At 68.3% G+C, this 18,429-nt stretch carries 12 protein-coding genes; 9 read left to right on the forward strand and 3 right to left on the reverse strand.

Going from position 1 to position 18,429, the window contains the following annotated elements:
* Window positions 1–106 precede the first annotated feature (106 nt).
* Window positions 107–1,417, forward strand: a complete 1,311-nt coding sequence (locus ACT86A_RS20255; RefSeq protein ID WP_445093736.1) for a salicylate synthase — start codon at window positions 107–109, stop codon at window positions 1,415–1,417.
* A 65-nt stretch (window positions 1,418–1,482) separates the two neighbouring features.
* On the opposite strand, the gene ACT86A_RS20260 is transcribed toward ACT86A_RS20255, so the two are convergent.
* A complete protein-coding gene (locus ACT86A_RS20260) occupies window positions 1,483–3,096 on the reverse strand; it encodes a (2,3-dihydroxybenzoyl)adenylate synthase (RefSeq protein WP_445093737.1) in 1,614 nt (537 codons plus the stop codon).
* 133 nt (window positions 3,097–3,229) lie between these two features.
* On the opposite strand from ACT86A_RS20260, the gene ACT86A_RS20265 reads away from it, so the two are divergent.
* From ACT86A_RS20265 to ACT86A_RS20280, 4 genes are all read left to right on the forward strand, one after another.
* A complete protein-coding gene (locus ACT86A_RS20265) occupies window positions 3,230–6,748 on the forward strand; it encodes a non-ribosomal peptide synthetase (RefSeq protein WP_445093738.1) in 3,519 nt (1,172 codons plus the stop codon).
* A 58-nt stretch (window positions 6,749–6,806) separates the two neighbouring features.
* A complete protein-coding gene (locus tag ACT86A_RS20270; protein ID WP_445093739.1) occupies window positions 6,807–7,685 on the forward strand; it encodes an oxidoreductase in 879 nt (292 codons plus the stop codon).
* Window positions 7,686–7,845: 160 nt separating this feature from the next.
* Window positions 7,846–8,316, forward strand: coding sequence for a carboxymuconolactone decarboxylase family protein (locus ACT86A_RS20275; RefSeq protein WP_445093740.1), 471 nt, complete (start codon window positions 7,846–7,848; stop codon window positions 8,314–8,316).
* A 190-nt stretch (window positions 8,317–8,506) separates the two neighbouring features.
* Window positions 8,507–9,598: a 3-deoxy-7-phosphoheptulonate synthase gene (locus ACT86A_RS20280; RefSeq protein ID WP_445093741.1), complete on the forward strand. Its 1,092-nt coding sequence runs from the start codon at window positions 8,507–8,509 to the stop codon at window positions 9,596–9,598.
* Window positions 9,599–9,866: 268 nt separating this feature from the next.
* Here the strand turns inward: ACT86A_RS20280 and ACT86A_RS20285 are convergent, their stop codons facing one another.
* The gene (locus ACT86A_RS20285; protein ID WP_445093742.1) at window positions 9,867–10,487 is read right to left on the reverse strand and encodes a GNAT family N-acetyltransferase; all 621 of its coding nucleotides are present in this window, start codon (window positions 10,485–10,487) and stop codon (window positions 9,867–9,869) included.
* Between the two features lie 105 nt (window positions 10,488–10,592).
* On the opposite strand from ACT86A_RS20285, the gene ACT86A_RS20290 reads away from it, so the two are divergent.
* Together ACT86A_RS20290 and ACT86A_RS20295 are read left to right on the forward strand one after the other, a co-directional pair.
* The gene (locus ACT86A_RS20290) at window positions 10,593–11,504 is read left to right on the forward strand and encodes a sigma-70 family RNA polymerase sigma factor (RefSeq protein WP_445093743.1); all 912 of its coding nucleotides are present in this window, start codon (window positions 10,593–10,595) and stop codon (window positions 11,502–11,504) included.
* 148 nt (window positions 11,505–11,652) lie between these two features.
* Window positions 11,653–12,819 (forward strand): pyridoxal phosphate-dependent aminotransferase, encoded by a 1,167-nt coding sequence (locus ACT86A_RS20295; protein WP_445093744.1) that lies wholly within the window; start codon window positions 11,653–11,655, stop codon window positions 12,817–12,819.
* A 208-nt stretch (window positions 12,820–13,027) separates the two neighbouring features.
* Here ACT86A_RS20295 and ACT86A_RS20300 read toward each other — a convergent pair whose 3' ends face one another.
* Window positions 13,028–13,672 carry a LysE family translocator gene (locus ACT86A_RS20300; protein ID WP_445093745.1) on the reverse strand — a complete coding sequence of 215 codons (645 nt, stop codon included), beginning with the start codon at window positions 13,670–13,672 and terminating at the stop codon, window positions 13,028–13,030.
* 748 nt (window positions 13,673–14,420) lie between these two features.
* On the opposite strand from ACT86A_RS20300, the gene ACT86A_RS20305 reads away from it, so the two are divergent.
* A complete protein-coding gene (locus ACT86A_RS20305) occupies window positions 14,421–16,583 on the forward strand; it encodes an acyltransferase family protein (RefSeq protein WP_445093746.1) in 2,163 nt (720 codons plus the stop codon).
* A gap of 185 nt (window positions 16,584–16,768) precedes the next feature.
* The gene (locus ACT86A_RS20310; protein ID WP_445093747.1) at window positions 16,769–18,427 is read left to right on the forward strand and encodes a DNA repair helicase XPB; all 1,659 of its coding nucleotides are present in this window, start codon (window positions 16,769–16,771) and stop codon (window positions 18,425–18,427) included.
* Window positions 18,428–18,429 lie beyond the last annotated feature (2 nt).

The following is an 18,429-nucleotide window of genomic DNA, read 5'->3' on the forward strand; positions in this document are numbered from 1 at the left end:
CGGGCCCTCGCGGACCGGGCGTCCGACGGCGGAGGAGAGCCGTCGCAGCCAGGTAATGCTAACCTAATTTTTCATTAGTTAGGTCAGGGTAACTCTTGGAGGATCGTTGTCGACCACGGAACGCCTGCGGGTTGAGTATGTGACCGATCCGGCGGCGGCGATGTCCCAGCTGGCGGCGTCGGATCGGTTCGGCGAGTACGTGATGTACGAGCGGCCGGGGGAGTGGGTGTTCGCCGCCGATCCGGTCGGGGGTGTCGAACTGGATGCGCGCGAGTTGCGGGTCACCTGGGCGGGGCAGCGCACCGCCAGCGGCTGGGCGGGCAATCCGGCCGCCGTGATCGACCGCGCGCTCGGCACGTTGCCGCTGGAAGGGCGAAATGCCTACGGCTGGATCGGATTCGAGTTCTGCGCGTGGGCGCTCGACGCGACCGGGCACATCGACCCGAGTGCCGCGCTGGCCCGCCTCATGATTCCCCGCATCGAGGTACGCCTCGGCGAATTCGGTGTCCGGGTGTCCGGCGCGACGCCCGCCGAGACCGGCGACATCCATGATCTGATCGCGCAGTCGCAGAACACCGGACTGCCGACGGCGCATCCGACCGATATCCACGTCGACCCCACCGGCTATCAGGGCCGGGTAGCCGAGGCGATCGGCGAGATCCAGGCTGGTCGGTACCACAAAGTCATCCTGTCCCGAAAGGTCGATCTGTCGTTCCCGGTCGATATTCCGGCCACGTATCGGCTCGGTCGCGCGCACAACACGCCGGCGCGGTCGTTCCTGTTGCGCCTCGGCGGCTTGGCGGCGGCGGGCTTCAGCCCGGAACTGGTCGTGTCCGTGGACGACGAGCGCGTGGTGACCACCGAGCCGCTGGCCGGTACCCGCGCCTTCGGTCGCGGCGCGGCGGCCGATTCGGCCGCCCGCGCGGATCTGGTCACCGATCCGAAAGAGATCGTGGAGCACGCGATTTCGGTACAGACCTCGTTCGCCGAGATCGGGGCGATAGCCGATCCCGGCACGCCGGCGGTGTCGGACTTCATGGCCGTGCGCGAGCGCGGCAGCGTGCAACACCTGGCGTCTACGGTGCGCGGGCGGCTCGCCGCCGACCGGTCCTGCTGGGACGCGCTGGAGATGCTGTTCCCCTCGGTCACCGCTTCCGGCATTCCCAAGCGCGCGGGTGTCGACTCGGTGTTCCGCCTCGACCACGATCCGCGCGGACTGTATTCCGGTGCGGTACTGACTATTTCGCCGACCGGCGCGATGGAGGCGACCCTCGTGCTGCGCGCGGTGTACCAGAACACCGAGGGCGCCTGGCTGCGCGCGGGCGCCGGGATCGTGGGTCAGTCCCGGCCGGAGCGGGAGTTCGAGGAGACCTGCGAGAAGCTCGCCAGCATCGCGCCGTACGTGGTAAAAGCCTGAGCGGCGAAGCGAACGGGCAGGGCGCCGATGCCGCGCTGCCCGCCGGTCTTGCGGCCGGATGCTGTTCACCCTTCGGCGCGCAGCGCTTTCTTGTCGATCTTGCCGACCGCGGTGATCGGCAGCTTGTCGCTGCGACGCAGCACGTCCGGCAGTTTGTAGGTGGCCAGTCCGCGAGCGGCGAGAAAAGTCTTGATCGCGGCGAGGGTCGGCATCTCCCCGTCGACGACCAGGACAGCGCAGACTTTCTCGCCCAGCGCGGAGTCGGGCAGTCCCACGGCGGCGGCATGCCGGACGGCCGGGTGCGCGAGCAGGTGCTCCTCGAGCTCGTCGCAGGAGACGTTCTCGCCGCCGCGGTTGATCACGTCCTTGATCCGCCCGGACACCACGAGATGTCCGCTGGGCAGGCGGCGCACCAGATCGCCGCTGCGGTAGAAGCCGTCCGGGGTGAACGCGCGCGTGTTGTGCTCGGGTGCGCGGTAGTAGCCGCGGATCGTGTACGGACCCCTGGTCAGCAACTCGCCCTCGGCGCCGGGGGCGACGTCGTTTCCCTCGCCGTCCACCACGCGGATCTCGTCGGCGGGCGACAGCGGACTGCCCTGCGTGGTGTGCAGCAATTCGACCGGATCATCGACCCGGGTGTAGTTGAGCAGACCTTCGGCCATCCCGAATACCTGTTGCAGAGTGGCGCCCAGCGCGGGAGTCACCTCCGTCGCGTTGACCTCGGCCAGCCGGGCGCCGCCGACCTGCAGCAGCCGCAGCGTGCTCAGGTCGGCCGCTTCCCATTCGGTGGCGGCGCACCAGAGCTGGGCCAGCGGCGGCACCACCGCCGTGACCGTCACGCCGTGCCGCTCGATGGCGGCGAACGCGTTCTCGGGGCTCGGATCGCTGATGAACACCATCGCGGCGCCGACGCCGACGGCGCCGAGAATGCCCGGGCAGGCGAGCGGAAAGTTGTGCGCGGCAGGCAGTGTCGCGAGATACACGTCGTGCTCGGTCAGTTCGCACACTTCGGCGCTGGCCGTCGCGTTGTAGACGTAGTCGTCGTGGGTACGCGCGATCAGTTTGGGCAGTCCGGTTGTGCCGCCGGAGACCAGCATCAAAGCGATATCACTCGGATCGATCGCAGGCAGCTGACCGCCCTCGCGTGGGATCGAGCTCAGATCTGTGTAGGGGCCCGGCTCGCCGAGCACCAGGATGTGGCGCAGCGAGGGCACGGCGGCACGCACGGTCGTGGCCAGTTCACGGTAGTCGAAGTCGCCGGATCGGTCGGGGACGATATAGCCGACCGCCTCGGAAAGTTCGGCCAGGTGTTCGATCTCGGCGCGCCGGTGCGCGGGCAGGCTCAGGACGGGGATGATTCCGGCTCGCAACAGTCCGAACAGCACGGTCAGGAACTCCGGCACGTTCGGCAACTGGACCACCACCCGGTCGCCGGGGGCGATGCCCAGCGCGAGCAACCCGTGGGCCATCCGATCCGCCGCGGCGTCGACTTCGGCGTAGGTGTGTGCGCCGTTGTCATCGAGCAGCGCCGGCCGCCGCGGATATTTCCGCGCGGAGTGGCGCAGCAGATCGCCGAGTGGTCTTCCGGTCCAGTACCCAGCCTCTCGATATTCTGCGGCGGTGTGCGCGGGAACGGGGACATAGCCGTCGCGATGCGGCGCGGACGGTATCGAAGTCATGGGTCTGCCTCACAAGATAACGAGCCAAGGGTTGCCTTAGGTAGGTTAGGCAACCCTATTTGATGCGATACACTACCGGCCGAGCAGTCTCGAACCGCCGGCTTCGGCGGCGACCAAGGAGTGGCAGCGCCAGATGGAGTCAGCACAGCGACCGGGGGACGGGGCGGGGAATACCGGAAGCGGGGCAGCCGGGCCGGTAGTGGGACGGGACGAAATCCGCGCGGCGATCGCGAGCCAGCTGGATATTCCGGTGGCGACGATCACCGACGACATCGACCTGATCCAGCTGGGTTTGGACTCGATCCGCACGATGAAGCTGGCCGGCGCGTGGCGCAAACGCGGCATCGACATCAATTTCGCACTGCTGGCGGCGCACCCGACTGTGGCGGGCTGGCACGGATTGCTCGGCGCCACGAGCGAGCCGGACGCTGCCGAATCGCGGCCGAGCGAGGCGGAGCCGGACGACGACGTGCCTTTCGCGCTCGCGCCGATGCAGCACGCGTATTGGATCGGCCGCGGCGAGTCGCAAGAGCTGGGCGGCGTCGCGGCCCACCTGTACGTCGAATTCGACGGGACGGGAGTCGATCCCGGGCGCTTGGAGCGAGCGGTCGAAGCGCTGCTGCGGCGGCACCCGATGCTGCGCAGTCGCTTCCGGCCGGACGGCACCCAGCAGACCATGGCCGCGCCGGGGCGCCCGGTCTGGACGCTGACCGATCTGCGCGGCCCGGCGCAGGCGCACGACGCGTTGGCGTCGTTGCGCGAGCGCAGGACGCACCAGCGGATGGCCGTCGAGGACGGTCAGGTCATCGATATCGCCCTGACCTTGCTCGCGGACGGGCGGACCCGGCTGCATCTGGATGTGGACATGCTGGCGGCCGACGCGATGAGCTATCGCGTCCTGATCAGCGACCTGGCGCGCCTCTACCACGGTGAGTCGCTTCCGGATCAGGAGTACACCTTCCGGCGCTACCTCGCCGACCGGCCCAGCGGAACCGGCACCGAACGCGATCGTGACCGCGAATGGTGGCAACAGCGCCTCCACGAGCTGCCGGGCGCACCGGAACTGCCGCAGTCGCAGAGTGTTTCGGGAACGAGCCGGACGGTGCGCTATCACCGATGGCTCGACCCGGAGGCGAAGGAACGGCTGTTCGAGGCCGCGCACGCCCGCGGCGTCACGCCAGCTATGGCACTGGCGTCCGTCTTCGCCGAAACCATCGGAGCGTGGTCGGCGCAGCCGCGTTTTCTGCTGAATCTGCCGCTCTTCCATCGTGAACCGGTGCATCCGCAAGTCGACGGGGTGGTCGGCGATTTCACCTCCTCCGTGCTGCTCGAGGGCGACGTGACCACGTCGGCCACCGTCACCGAGCGGGCCCGTGCCCTGCAGGCGAGTCTGCACGCCGCCGGCGCGCACGCCGCGTATTCCGGCCTCGAGGTGCTGCGGGATCTGGGGCGCCTGCGCGGCGAGCCGGTGCTCGCGCCGATCGTCTACACCAGTGCGCTGAACCTCGGGGAGTTGTTCGCCGACGTCGTCACCGAGACATTCGGCGAGCCGGTGTGGATCATCTCACAAGGCCCGCAGGTGCTGCTGGACGCGCAGATCACCGAGGTGCGCGGCGGGCTGCTGCTGAACTGGGATGTGCGCGAAGCGGCCTTCCCGCCCGGTGTGATCGATGCGATGTTCGCACGGTACATCGATGCGATCACGCGCCTGGCGGGCGAGGACGCCACGCCGGCGGCGGGATGGGATGCCGAGGCGATATCGCGGATTCCGGTCGAACAGGCGGCCATTCGGGCGCGGGTCAACGCGACCTCGGGGCCGGTGAGCGACCGGTTGCTGCACAGCGGATTCTTCGCCAACGCGGCGGCGGACCCCGACGCGACCGCGCTGATCTGGCAGCACGGCACGATTTCCTACGGACAGTTGGCGGCGCAAGCGCTGGCCGTCGCGGGCGCGCTGCGCGAAGCCGGTGTCCTGCCGGGTGATTCGGTCGCCGTGCAGTTGCCGAAGGGGCCGGATCAGATCCTGGCCATCCTGGGTGTGCTCGCCGCCGGATCGGTCTATGTTCCGATCGGATTCGATCAGCCCGCGGCCAGGCGGGCGGAGATTCTGCGCACCGGTGACTGCGTCGCCGCGCTGACCGTCGACGGCGCGGAGATTCCGGGCGTACGGACCGTGGCACTCACCGCGGCACGTCGTCATCCGGAACCTTTGTCGCGTCCGATCTTCGGTTCGCCCGAATGCATCGCGTACGTGCTGTTCACCTCCGGTTCCACCGGCAAGCCGAAGGGCGTGCAGGTACCGCATCGAGCCGCGATGAACACCATCGACGACCTGAACGAGCGGTTTGCCCTCGGTGTCGCGGACCGTTGCCTCGCGCTCTCGGCGCTCGAGTTCGACCTGTCGGTCTATGACATCTTCGGCCTGCTCGGCGCCGGCGGTGCGGTGGTGGCGGTGGACGACGCACAACGCGGCGAGCCCGCGACCTGGGTGGACTTGGTTCGCCGCTATCGTGTTTCGCTGATCAACTGCGTGCCGGGCCTGCTCGACATGCTGCTCGCCGCCGCGGCGGGCGCGCGCCTGGACTCGCTGCGCACCGTGCTGCTCGGCGGTGACTGGGTGGACGTCGGCCTGCCGAGCCGATTGGCGGCGGTGGCGCCGGACTGCCGGTTCGTCGCGCTGGGTGGCGCCACCGAGACTGCGATCCACTCGACGATCTGCGAGGTGGTCGGCGCGGATGTTCCTGCGGACTGGACCGCCGTGCCGTACGGCACGCCCCTGCGCAATGTGCGGTGCCGGGTGGTCGGCGCGACCGGACACGACTGCCCCGACTGGGTGACGGGCGAACTGTGGATCGGCGGCGACGGCGTCGCGGCAGGCTATCGCGGCGATTCCGAGCGCACCGCCGAGCGGTTCGTCGTCCACGACGGTATGCGCTGGTACCGCACCGGCGATCTGGCTCGGTATCGTCCGGACGGTTGTCTGGAGTTCCTCGGCCGCGCGGACCATCAGGTCAAGATCCGCGGTTACCGGGTGGAACTCGGAGAAGTGGAGAGCGCCTTGCGATCCGTGCCGGGTGTGCGGCACGCGATCGCCGCGGTGGTCGCGGCCGCGGCACCGAAGCTCGCTGCCGTTGTCGTATTCGAGACCGGCGTCGAGTTGACCGTGGCGGCGGTGCTGGAAGCCGCCGCGGATCTGTTGCCCGCCTACATGATTCCGGCCCGCCTCGCGATCCTGCCGCAGCTGCCGCTGACCGCGAACGCCAAGCCGGACCGCCAGGCGATTTACGCGCTGCTGGCGGGCGGCGACGAGAATGTCGAATTCGCCGCTCCTCGAACCGATCTGGAGCGGGCGCTGGCGAACCTTGTCGCGACGGTGCTGACCACCGAACGGGTCGGCGTCACCGACGACTTCTTTGCCCTCGGCGGCGATTCGGTGCTGGCCACTGCCGTGATCGCCCAGGTGCGGGAATGGCTGGACGCGCCCGATACGGTCGTCGCCGACCTGTTCGCGGCACGGACGGTGGAGGGTTTGGCCGCACGCATGACCGCTCGGGAACGCGAGCGGGGAACGACCGGGCGACTCGCCACGGTAGCCGCGCTGTACCTGGAGGTCGCGGCGATGCCGGACGACGAAATCCTCGCCCTGACGTAGTGCCGCCCGCGGTGTCCGAACCCCTCGCTCGGCCGTGGTGCGGACTAGACTTTCCGCTATGACCAGGTGGGACACTTCGAATCTTGCCGACCAGAGCGGTCGGACGTTCATTGTGACCGGCGCCAATAGCGGCCTGGGTGCCGAGACGGTGCGCGCGCTGGCCGCGGCGGGTGCGGAAGTGGTGCTCGCCTGCCGGAATCTGGCGAAAGGCGAGCAGGTAGCCGCCGGACTCAGCGGTCGAGCCCAGGTGCGCAAGCTGGACCTGGCCGATCTGGCTTCGGTGCGCGAGTTCGCCGCGGGCGTCGACCGGGCCGACGTATTGATCAACAACGCGGGCGTGATGGCGGTGCCGCAGGGGCGCACCGCTGATGGATTCGAGCGGCAGATCGGCACCAACCATCTCGGCCACTTCGCGCTCACCGGGCTGCTGTTGGACAAGATCGCCGACCGGTTCGTCACCGTCTCCAGCGGTGCGCACCAGCTCGGCACGATCGATCCGGACGATCTCAACTGGGAGCGGCGCAAGTATCAGCGCTGGCCCGCCTACGCGCAGGCCAAGCTGGCCAATCTGATGTTCGCCCGGGAACTGCAGCGCAGATTGACCGCGGCGGGTTCGCGGAAGATCTCGGTGGCCGCGCACCCCGGCTACGCGTCGACCGAGCTGCAGTCGCACACCGAGTCGATCCAGGACAAGCTGATGTGGTTGGGCAACCGGCTGTTCGCGCAGAGTGCCGCGATGGGCGCGCTGCCGACGCTGTACGCCGCGACCACCGACGTCGAGCCGGGCGGCTACTACGGCCCGACCGGGTTCGGCGGCATGCGTGGCTACCCGGGACCGGCCGACTCGTCGAAGGCATCCAGGGATGAGAAGGTGGCGGCGCAGTTGTGGGAGCTGTCGGAGAAGCTGACCGGCGTCACCTACGACTTTCCGAAGTAGCAGACTTTCCGAAGTAGCCGACTTTCCGAAGTAGCCGAGCGTCCGTCTCCGCCCGCGCATCTCGACTGTGTGATGTAGGTCTCATCGCAAGCTGTCACACGTCGGCGCACCGCGTCGTCATCTTTGTGAACCCAACGGTACGAGCAAAGGACGGAACATCATGGAACACCGCTTCGACCTCTTCGAGAACCCGGTCGCAGTCAGCCTCGTCAAACGACTCACCATGGCTTCCAAGGTGGTCAACGAATCCACTCTCCCTGCTGCCACCCACGAGCTGGTGAAGATCCGGGCCAGTCAGATCAACGGTTGCGGCTACTGCACCGATATGCACACCAAGGATGCCGCGCATGCCGGCGAGACCTCCGTGCGCCTGAACCTGGTCGCCGCCTGGCACGAGGCCACTGTTTTCACCGAGGCCGAGCGCGCCGCTCTCGCGCTCACCGAAGAGGCCACCCGCATCGGCGACGGTCGCGCAGTCAGCGACGCGGTGTGGCAGGAGGTCCGCAAGCACTACGACGACGACCAGATCGCCGCCCTGATCGCCGCCATCGCGGTGATCAACGCCTGGAATCGGGTGAACGTCATCGCCCGCACCCCCGCGGGGGATTATGTGCCCGGGCAGTGGGGATAAGACCGGCACGCGAACGTGGTACTGTGCCGAACGTGCAGCGCGTGTATTTCTGGTTTAGCAAGCCGGCCCTGGGTGGGCTGGTCTGCGGCAACCGCGCGCGCTGACAACATTCCACCCCGAGCCGGATGATGGACCGGCTCGACGGGTACGAACGTCCGTGGGTCGGCCTCGAGAAAAGGACACCCACGACATGACAACCGCAGCCGACGTCGACGCTCGGCATTCCGATCTGGACGATCAACGCACCCGCAACATCAGCCCGCTGCGCTCGCCGGCGGAGGTGCGTCGCGTGCATCCGATCACCGATGCCCTCGCCGACACCGTCCGTGCGGGTCGCAAGGCCACCGTGGACGTGCTGAACGGGACCGACGATCGCCTCATGGTGATCGTCGGTCCGTGTTCGGTGCATCACCCCGCCGCCGCCCTGGACTACGCCCGCCGTCTCGCGGCCAAGGCCGCCGAACTCGGCGATCAGCTGCATGTGGTGATGCGGGTCTACTTCGAGAAGCCGCGCACCAGTCTGGGCTGGAAGGGTTTGATCAACGACCCGCACCTGGACGGCTCGTTCGACGTCAACACCGGTTTGGGCTTCGGTCGCAAACTGCTGGTCGACATCACCGCGCTCGGGCTTCCGGTGGCATGTGAGTTCCTCGACCCGATCACCCCGCAGTACATCGCGGACCTGGTGTCCTACGGCGCGATCGGTGCGCGTACCGCGGCCAGCCAGGTACACCGCCAGCTCAGCAGTGCGCTATCGATGCCGGTCGGCATCAAGAACGGCACCGACGGCGATGTCCAGGTGGCGGTGGACGGGGTGCGCGCCGCGGCGGCGAGCCATGTGTTCCCCGGCACCGACCTGGACGGCCGCTCCGCGCTGATCCGCACCACCGGTAACCCGGACTGCCATGTGATCCTGCGCGGCGGCAGCAACGGCCCGAACTACGACGCGGCATCGGTCGCCGAGGCATGCATCCGGCTGGAGAAGTCGTCGCTTCCGCAGCGGATTGTGGTGGACGCCAGCCACGGCAACAGCGACAAGGACCACAACAAACAGGTGGACGTGGTCTCCGACCTCGCGCGGCGGCTGGCCGCGGGCGAGCCCGGTGTGGTCGGTGTGATGCTGGAGAGCTTCCTGGTCGCCGGACGTCAGGACCTCACCCTCGGCCGCGCCACCGAACTCACCTACGGCCAATCCATCACCGACGCGTGCCTGGACTGGGATACCACGGCAGCGCAGCTGGACCGGTTGGCCGACGCGGTGCGGCAGCGTCGCGCGCGCTGAGGCGCATCGGCTTGCTTTCCCGCTTCCCGATGGTGGGTAGCGCGCGGACGCGCTAGTCAGGTCGGCCCGGAGCGATCACCCGATCTACGACATACCGGCACCAGACCGACGTCGTAATAGGCGATGCGCGGGCCGACCAGCTCGCGGGTGAGGATCGGATCGAGTACCGCTCTTCCCGGCGAAGTGCGACTGCGCAGTGTCCATTTCGTGGCCCGGCTCGCGCCTGAGCGGCCTGTCATATCCGGCTGCACTATCGCCGGGTAGTCGCTCAGGCGCGGTCACCTGGTGGCCGCGAATACCCAGCGCGACGATCGACACTGTCGAACTCGGCGGGCCAGCCATCGGCCGGGCCAGGAGGGTCGGTACGCAGCCGGGCGGCGGACCAATGGTCGCGGCGGCGGCCACGCTGCGTGCTGCCCAAGCGGGACATGCCCTCGTACCGGAAGCCGGCGCGGCGCGCGACGGCCGCGGAGGCATAGTTGCCGACGAACGCGCGCCAGCCGATCCGCTCCACGGCCAGTCCGTCGGCGTGGAACCCGAACTCGCACACCAGGTTCACCGCCTGGGTCATCAGGCCGCGCGAGCGTTGAGCCGGGCTGAGCCAGAATCCGATCTCGGCCCCGCGCTCATCGCGTTGGCTGAGGCCGATCATGCCGACCACCGGTCCGTCGGGTCGCCGCCGTAACGCCCAAGTCGGGCTTCGATCCGCCCAGCCGGGGACGACCATCTCCGCGATGAAGGCCACGGCGTTCTCCCGCGTGTACGGCACCGGGATGGTCACCCATTCCCCGATGGACGGCTCCTGGCAGCATTCGGTGATGGTGTCCAGGTCGTCCATCGTCGGCGCTGACAGCCAGATCGTTCCGTTCGACAGCACGTGATGGTCCATCGGGCCATGGTGTCACCTATCGCACCGCCGGATCATCCGGTTTTCCATCGCCGACCCGGATGCCGCGCGGGAGCGTTCCACCATAGGACCGTAGACTTCGCTGTGATGGTTGCCGCGTTGCTTTCCGGCTTGTTCGAGTCACATCGGGCGCATTTGCTCTCGGTCGCCTATCGGCTGACGGGCAGCGTCAGCGATGCCGAGGACGCGGTTCAGGAAAGCTGGCTGCGCCTGGCGGGCGCGCGCCAGTCCGAGATCGAGGACCTGCGGGCCTGGCTGACCACCGTCGTGAGCCGGATCTGCCTGGACCGTTTGCGTAGTGCGGCGGCGCGCCGGGAAATCTATGTCGGCCAGTGGCTGCCCGAACCCGTGGTCACCGCCCGCCCGCCGTCGGCCGCGGCCGATCCGCTGGAGACGGTGGTCCGTAACCAGGAGTGCCGGTTCGCGGCGCTGGTCGTGCTGGACAGCCTGACGCCGCCGCAGCGGGTCGCCTTCGTGCTGCACGATGGACTTTCGGTGCCGTTCGACGAGATCGGCGCCATCCTCGACATCTCCGCCGACGCCGCACGCCAGCTGGCCGTGCGTGCCCGAAAGACGGTGGCGCGGACGCCGCAGCCGGTGGCGGACGCCGAGCACGACGCGGCGGTGCGGCGTTTCCTCGCCGCGCTGAGCACGGGTGACGTCGCCGCCGTCGCCGCGGCGCTGCATCCGGACGCGGTGATGGTCGGCGATGCCAACGGCACCACCGCCACCGCGATCAATGTCCTGCACGGTGCGGATCGCATCGCCCGCTTCTACGTGGGCCTGGTGCGCAAATACCGGCTCGAGGACGCCGCGCAGGTGTACACATTCGTCTCGGTGAACGGGCAATTGGGTCTCAAAGTCGCGGCGCGTCCGGCGGTGGTGGGCCGGGACGGTTATCCCACACGGGTCGTCGGCTTCACGGTTCGGGACGGATTGATCTGGGGCACTTACGATGTGGCGAATCCGGCCAAACTGGGGGGTGTCCGGCTGGGTTGAGCCCGGCCGGGCTCGGTTCACGGTGCCGACGAGCCGAACCAGTTCCCAGTGGCGGACCTCGCGCCCGGGGCGAGGAACGAAGCCATGGGAAAGGTAGCAACTCGCTATCGCGAGGCAACGATTTGGACCGCTGGACTAGTCTCCGATTATGCCCTCGCGACACCCGACCGTTGCCCGTCTGCGCCCCTTCGCGTCCACCATTTTCGCCGAGATGACCGAGCTCGCCGTCCGGCATGACGCGGTCAACCTGGGCCAAGGGTTCCCGGACACCGACGGGCCCGCGAGCATGCTGGAGATGGCCCGCCGTGCCATCGCCGAGGGCTTCAACCAATACCCGCCCGGGCGTGGGGTGCCGCTGCTGCGCCAGGCCATCGCTGACGACCGTGCCAAGCGCTACGGAACCGGCTACGACCCGGAAACGCAGGTGCTCGTGACGGTGGGTGCGACGGAGGCGATCAGTGCCGCGGTCCTCGGCCTGGTGGAGCCCGGCGAGGAGGTCGTGCTGATCGAGCCGTACTACGACTCGTATGCCGCGGCCGTGGCGCTGGCCGGCGCCCGGCGGCGCACGGCGCGGCTGGTGACCGACGGGGATCGGTTCGTTCTGGACCTGGACAGTCTGCGTGCGGCCATCACCCCGGCGACCCGGATGCTGATCGTCAACTCGCCGCACAATCCGACCGGCACGGTGCTCGGGCGCTCCGATTTGCTCGCGATCGCCGAAATCGCATGCGAACACGACATTCTGGTGCTCACCGACGAGGTCTACGAGCACCTGGTCTACGACGGGGCCGAGCACATCAGCCTGGCCACTTTGCCGGGCATGGCCGAGCGGACGGTCGTGGTGTCCAGCGCGGCCAAGACCTTCAGCGTCACCGGGTGGAAGACCGGGTGGGCGTGCGGGCCCGCCGACCTGATCGACGCGGTGCTCGCGGCCAAACAGTTCCTGACCTTCGTGGCGGGCGGGCCGTTCCAACCCGCCGTCGCGCATGCGATCAACCACGAGTCGGAGTGGGTCCGCAAGCTGCGGGAGACGTTGTCGCAGAAGCGGCTTCGGCTCTCCGCCGCCCTTGCCGATACGGGTCTGCGGGTGTATCCGAGCGCGGGCGGTTACTTCGTCGTCGCCGATATCACGCCGCTCGGCGCCGCCGACGGCCTGACGTTCTGCCGTGAGTTGCCGAAGCGGCTCGGCGTGGCGGCGGTGCCGGTCAGTGTGTTCGCCGACGACACGGCCGGCTGGAGTCATCTGGTGCGGTTCACCTTCTGCAAGCGCGACGAAACGCTCGAGGAGGGGGTCCGCCGGTTGCGTTTGGGCTGAGTTGCCAAACCCTGCCGTGAACTTCGAGTTCGCCGGCAACGACAGCGGTATCGGCGACCGTCGCGAGGCCGGACGCCGATACCCGTCACGTCAGGCCGATGCCGCGCCGGCCCGGCCGAGATGCCGAGCGAAGAACCGGGGTCGTCCTGTCGACCTCGAACCTGGGCACATCGCAATGTCCGCCCGCGTTGGCGTGGTTCTACGCCGGTCAGGCGGGCCCAGGCCGGGTGCGGTCGCTAGCCAGTAGGGCGGCGATGGCAGCGAGCATGGTGCCGGTGATGGAGCGTTGCGTGCGCAGCCACAGGGGGCGCTTGGTGAGAAAGGTCGAGAGGCCGCCCGCGCCGAGGACGATCAATCCGTTCACAGTGAGCGCCACGGCGATCTGCACAGCCCCCAGGCACAGGCTCTGCACCCACACCTTGCCGTGCTCTGGCGTCACGAACTGCGGAATCAACGCCATGTACATGATCGCGATCTTCGGATTCAGCAGGTTGGTGACCAGCCCCATCGTGAACAACCGCCGGGTGGGGTCCGCGGACAGTGCCGTGGGGGTGAAGACCGAGACACCGCCCGGCCGCAGCGCCTGCCAGGCCAGCCACCCCAAGTACGCGGCCCCGGCCAACTTCACCGCCAGGTACAGGCCGGGGACCACCGCGAACACCGCCGTGATCCCGGCCGTCGCCGCCGCCAGATACACCCCGAATCCCGCCGCGACCCCCGCCAACGAGACCAACCCGGCCCGCCGCCCTTGTGTCACCGTCCGCGATACCAGATACATCATGTTCGGTCCCGGCGTGACCACCATCCCCAACGCCGCCACCGCCACTCCCACCACCGCTGCCATCTCGATCATGCTCTCGATACTCACCTGCTCTGTTCCGCGTCGTCTCGGTCCAGTTGACGGTTGCTGGTCGTCTTCCGGGATAAGACCTCGCGAGGCATCGCTGTCTTGCGGTAGAACTCGGATGCGGAAATCCGCGGCGGTGGACCGAGCGAGGACTCTCCGCAAGGTGTGCGAGGACGAACATGACGACGCCCGAACCAGTTTCGACCGAGAGGTAACCTGCGATGGCTGATCACGAGTCCATGGATGACCTGCGGCGCGAGCGAGTTGATCGTTCCGATTTCAACGTCGCCGAGTACAGCGCCGGCCGTGCGGAGGCGCGACAGGAAATCGAGGGATTCGGGTCTGAAACCAGCCCATCGGCGGTCCCTTCCATCTGAACGCCGCTACCTCGAGCCATGATCGGAAAACGCCTCCGAAAGCAGGCCGCTTCGGCGAGACCATGGCGCAAATCGCCACCCGGTCGCTCCAGCGTGAGGGATTGGCTGTCGATCTTCTATTCCGCGAGGTCGGTAGGGCCGAATTTCAGTAGAACCCTCTCCCGGAATTGAAGCGCCGTCGTCTCCGACGAAGAGGTTGAATACGGACTGCGCGAGAGAGTTCGCGGGTTTGCGCCGTGGTCGAATTCGCCTATGACGCCCGGGTTGGATGGTCAACTGTATCGGCAAGTGTAATTGCACGGTGGTTTCTGACCTGGGTGTATGGCGGGCGGCGAGTCGGCGCGACATGGCGGGCGAGGCCGGTGACAATGCTGGCCATGACGGCCACGGTCAGCGGGTTGCGAAATCGGCGGGTGGACCGGTTCGGCGGTGCGTCGCCCAGAGCAGGATTTCGGGCCGATATCGAGGGAATGCGGGCGGTGGCAGTTCTGGCCGTCGTCCTTTTTCATGCGGGGGTGCCGGGGGTCGGCGGTGGATTCGTCGGTGTGGATGTCTTTTTCGTTATTTCCGGCTTTCTCATCACGGGAATGCTGTACCGGCAAGCGGCGGCGACCGGCACTGTCGAGTTGGTGCGGTTCTACGGCGCGCGTGCGCGCCGACTGTTGCCCGCCGCGGGCGTCGTCCTCGTCGCCACGACTATCGCCACGGCTGTCCTGCTGCCGCCGTTGCAGGCTCGCGAAGCTCTCGGCGACGGCATCGCGAGCGCACTGTATGCCGGGAACCTCCGGTTTGCACTGCACGGCACCGATTACCTCGCCGCGGATGCGCCGCCCTCACCGTTTCAGCACTTCTGGTCACTCGGCGTAGAGGAGCAGTTCTACGTGCTGTGGCCTGCGCTCGTCATCGTGACGGCCTGGCTCGTGCGGCGGCGGCGAAGCGGTGCGGCTGCTCCGCTGCCGTATCTCATGGTCCTCGCAGTCGTCGCCGCGCTCTCCTTCGCGGTCGAGATGACCTGGACTCGGACCGCGCCACCGTGGGCGTTCTTCGCGCTGCCCGCGCGGGCCTGGGAGCTGGCGGCCGGTGGCATGGTGGCGCTGTCGGCCGTTCTCTGGTCCCGGTTGCCGCGATCGGTATCCAGCTGCGCGGGGTGGGCGGGGGCCGGATTGATCGTCGTGGCCTGCGTCCGGCTCGACGAGAAAACCCAGTATCCCGGCATCGCGGCGCTGCTACCCGTGCTCGGCGCGGTTCTGGTCATCGCAAGTGGCTGCGCCGGAACATGTTTCGGGGTGGGCAAGCTTCTGGCAGTGCCCGAGATGCAGGCCATCGGCAGACTGTCCTACTCCTGGTATCTCTGGCACTGGCCGGTGCTGATCCTGGCCCCGCATGCGCTCGGCCGTCCCCTCGGGTCGGTCGGTGCACTGGGCGCGGTCGCGATGGCCGGTGGGCTCGCCGCTCTCACCCATCTGCTGATCGAGAATCCCGTCCGCTTCGCCGCCCGGCTGCGCGGTTCGGGCAGGCTCAGCCTCGCCAGCGGTGGTGTGAGCACCGCGCTCGCCATCGGTGTGGCGCTCGCGCTGCTCGTGGTGGTGCCGGCTCCGGTCGGGCGCGGCGCGGCGGCGCAGAGCCTCACGCTGACGACGCCGGTCGCGCCGGCCACTTCCACCGCCGACCCCTACGATGCGGCGGTCGACCAGTTGACAGCGCAGACCCGAGCGGCCGTCGCCGCATCGGCAGAGATCCGTGCCGTCCCGTCCAACCTCACGCCTTCGCTGTCGAACGCGCGCGGCGACAGGGCGGAGGTGTTCGACAATGGTTGCTTCCGGTCCTGGTCCGACGTGGGCCAGGGCGAGTGCGCCTCCGGCGATCCGGATTCGGCCAGCACGGTCGCGTTGGTCGGCGACTCCCACGCGGCGATGTGGCAACCGGCGTTCGAGAACCTGTCCGTCGCGCACCATTGGCGGCTGGAGACCATGGCTAAGGTCACCTGCCCGCTGCTCGATCTGCCCATCACCAGTCCATACCTGGGGCGGACCTACACCGAATGCGAGCAGTGGCGCGGGCAGATCATGACCAGGCTGCGGCACGAGCGGCCCCGGCTGATCGTGGTGGGCATGTCCCGCCGCTACGGCGGCGACTTCGGCTTCGTGACCTACGACCCGGCGTGGATCGATAGCGTGCGTCGTCTGGTTGCCCAGCTACGCGAGCTGGGCGCGGCGGTCCTCGTGCTCGGCGGCGTCCCCGATCCCCATGCCACCGTGCCCGCGTGCGTCGCCGAGCACGTCGACGACGCCTCGGCATGCGCCCCCACCCGGGCGGTCGCGGTCGACGCCGCGGGCATCGCCGCCGAGCGCGCGGCCGTGACGGCGGGCGGCGGCCAGTACGCCGACCTGACCTCGCTGTTCTGCACCGCCGCCCGCTGTCCGGTCGTCGTCGGGAACACCCTCGTCTATCGCGACGACAACCACATCACGAGCAGTTACGCCAGGACGCTCGGTCCGGTGATCGGTGCGCTCGCCGATCGCGCGCTCGCGCACGGCTGAGCCGGCCGGGCTCGTCGCCGCCGGGAAGACATGGCACTGTTGCGGTGTTGCATCCGATCGCGGCGTCGCTGCTGCGCCGCTCGGAATCCCAGCCACGCCCGTATGGTGCGGAGAAGCTGCCGGTAACCTGCGGGGTTGTCGGTCGGGTCGGGGACAATGGCGGGGAATCGATACGAGGAGGGACTGTGACCGACGGTCCGCTGATTGTGCAGAGTGACAAAACGCTGCTGTTGGAGGTCGACCACGAGTTGGCGGATGCGGCGCGGCAGGCGATCGCGCCGTTCGCCGAGTTGGAGCGGGCGCCGGAGCACGTGCACACCTATCGGGTGACGCCGCTGGCGCTATGGAACGCGCGAGCGGCCGGGCACGACGCCGAGCAGGTGGTGGACGCGCTGGTCAGTTTCTCCCGGTACGCCGTGCCGCAGCCGTTGCTCGTCGACGTGGTCGACACGATGGCGCGCTACGGCAGATTGCAGCTGGTCAAGCATCCCGCGCACGGGTTAATGCTGGTCAGCCTGGATCGCGCGGTGCTGGAGGAGGTACTCCGGCACAAGAAGATCGCCCCCATGCTCGGCGCGCGCATCGATGACGACACGGTGGTGGTGCATCCGTCCGAGCGCGGTCGGATCAAACAGATGCTGCTGAAGATCGGCTGGCCCGCCGAGGACCTCGCCGGCTACGTCGACGGTGAGGCACACCCGATCGAACTCGACTACGTGACCGACGGCTGGCACCTGCGCGACTACCAGCAGATGGCCGCCGACTCGTTCTGGGCGGGTGGGTCGGGCGTGGTGGTGCTGCCCTGCGGGGCGGGCAAGACCATGGTCGGCGCCGCCGCGATGGCCAAGGCGAAGGCGACCACGCTGATCCTGGTCACCAACACGGTGGCGGGTAGGCAGTGGCGCCGCGAACTGCTCGCGCGCACCTCGCTCACCGAGGACGAGATCGGTGAGTACTCCGGTGAGCGGAAGGAGATCCGCCCGGTCACCATCGCCACCTATCAGGTGATCACTCGCCGCACCAAAGGTGAGTACAAGCACCTGGAACTGTTCGACAGCCGCGACTGGGGCCTGGTCATCTACGACGAGGTGCATCTGCTGCCCGCCCCGGTCTTCCGGATGACCGCCGATCTCCAGTCGCGCCGCCGCCTCGGCCTGACCGCGACCTTGGTCCGCGAGGACGGTCGCGAAGGCGACGTGTTCTCCCTGATCGGCCCGAAGCGCTACGACGCGCCGTGGAAGGACATCGAGGCGCAGGGGTGGATCGCCCCCGCCGACTGCATCGAGGTCCGGGTCACGCTGACCGATGCCGAACGGATGACGTATGCGACCGCCGAGCCGGAGGAGCGCTACAAGTTGTGCTCCACCGCGCACACCAAGATCGCGGTGGTCGAGTCGATTCTGGCCCAGCACCAGGACGCGCCGAGCCTGGTCATCGGCGCCTATTTGGAGCAGTTGGACGAACTCGGCGCCGCGCTCGACGCCCCGGTGATCCAGGGTTCGACGAAGACCAGGGAGCGGGAGGAACTCTTCGACGCGTTCCGGCGCGGGGAGATCCCGGTGCTCGTGGTGAGCAAGGTCGCGAACTTTTCCATCGATTTGCCGGAAGCATCTGTGGCCGTGCAGGTCTCGGGCACTTTCGGTTCGCGCCAGGAGGAGGCGCAGCGTCTCGGCCGGTTGCTGCGGCCGAAGCACGATGGCGGCCAGGCCCATTTCTACTCGGTGGTCGCACGCGACACCCTCGATGCCGAGTACGCCGCCCACCGTCAGCGGTTCCTCGCTGAGCAGGGGTATGCCTATCGCATCACCGACGCCGACGATTTGCTCGGTCCCGCCATCGGATAACC

This window comes from Nocardia glycosmidis, from assembly GCF_052545115.1.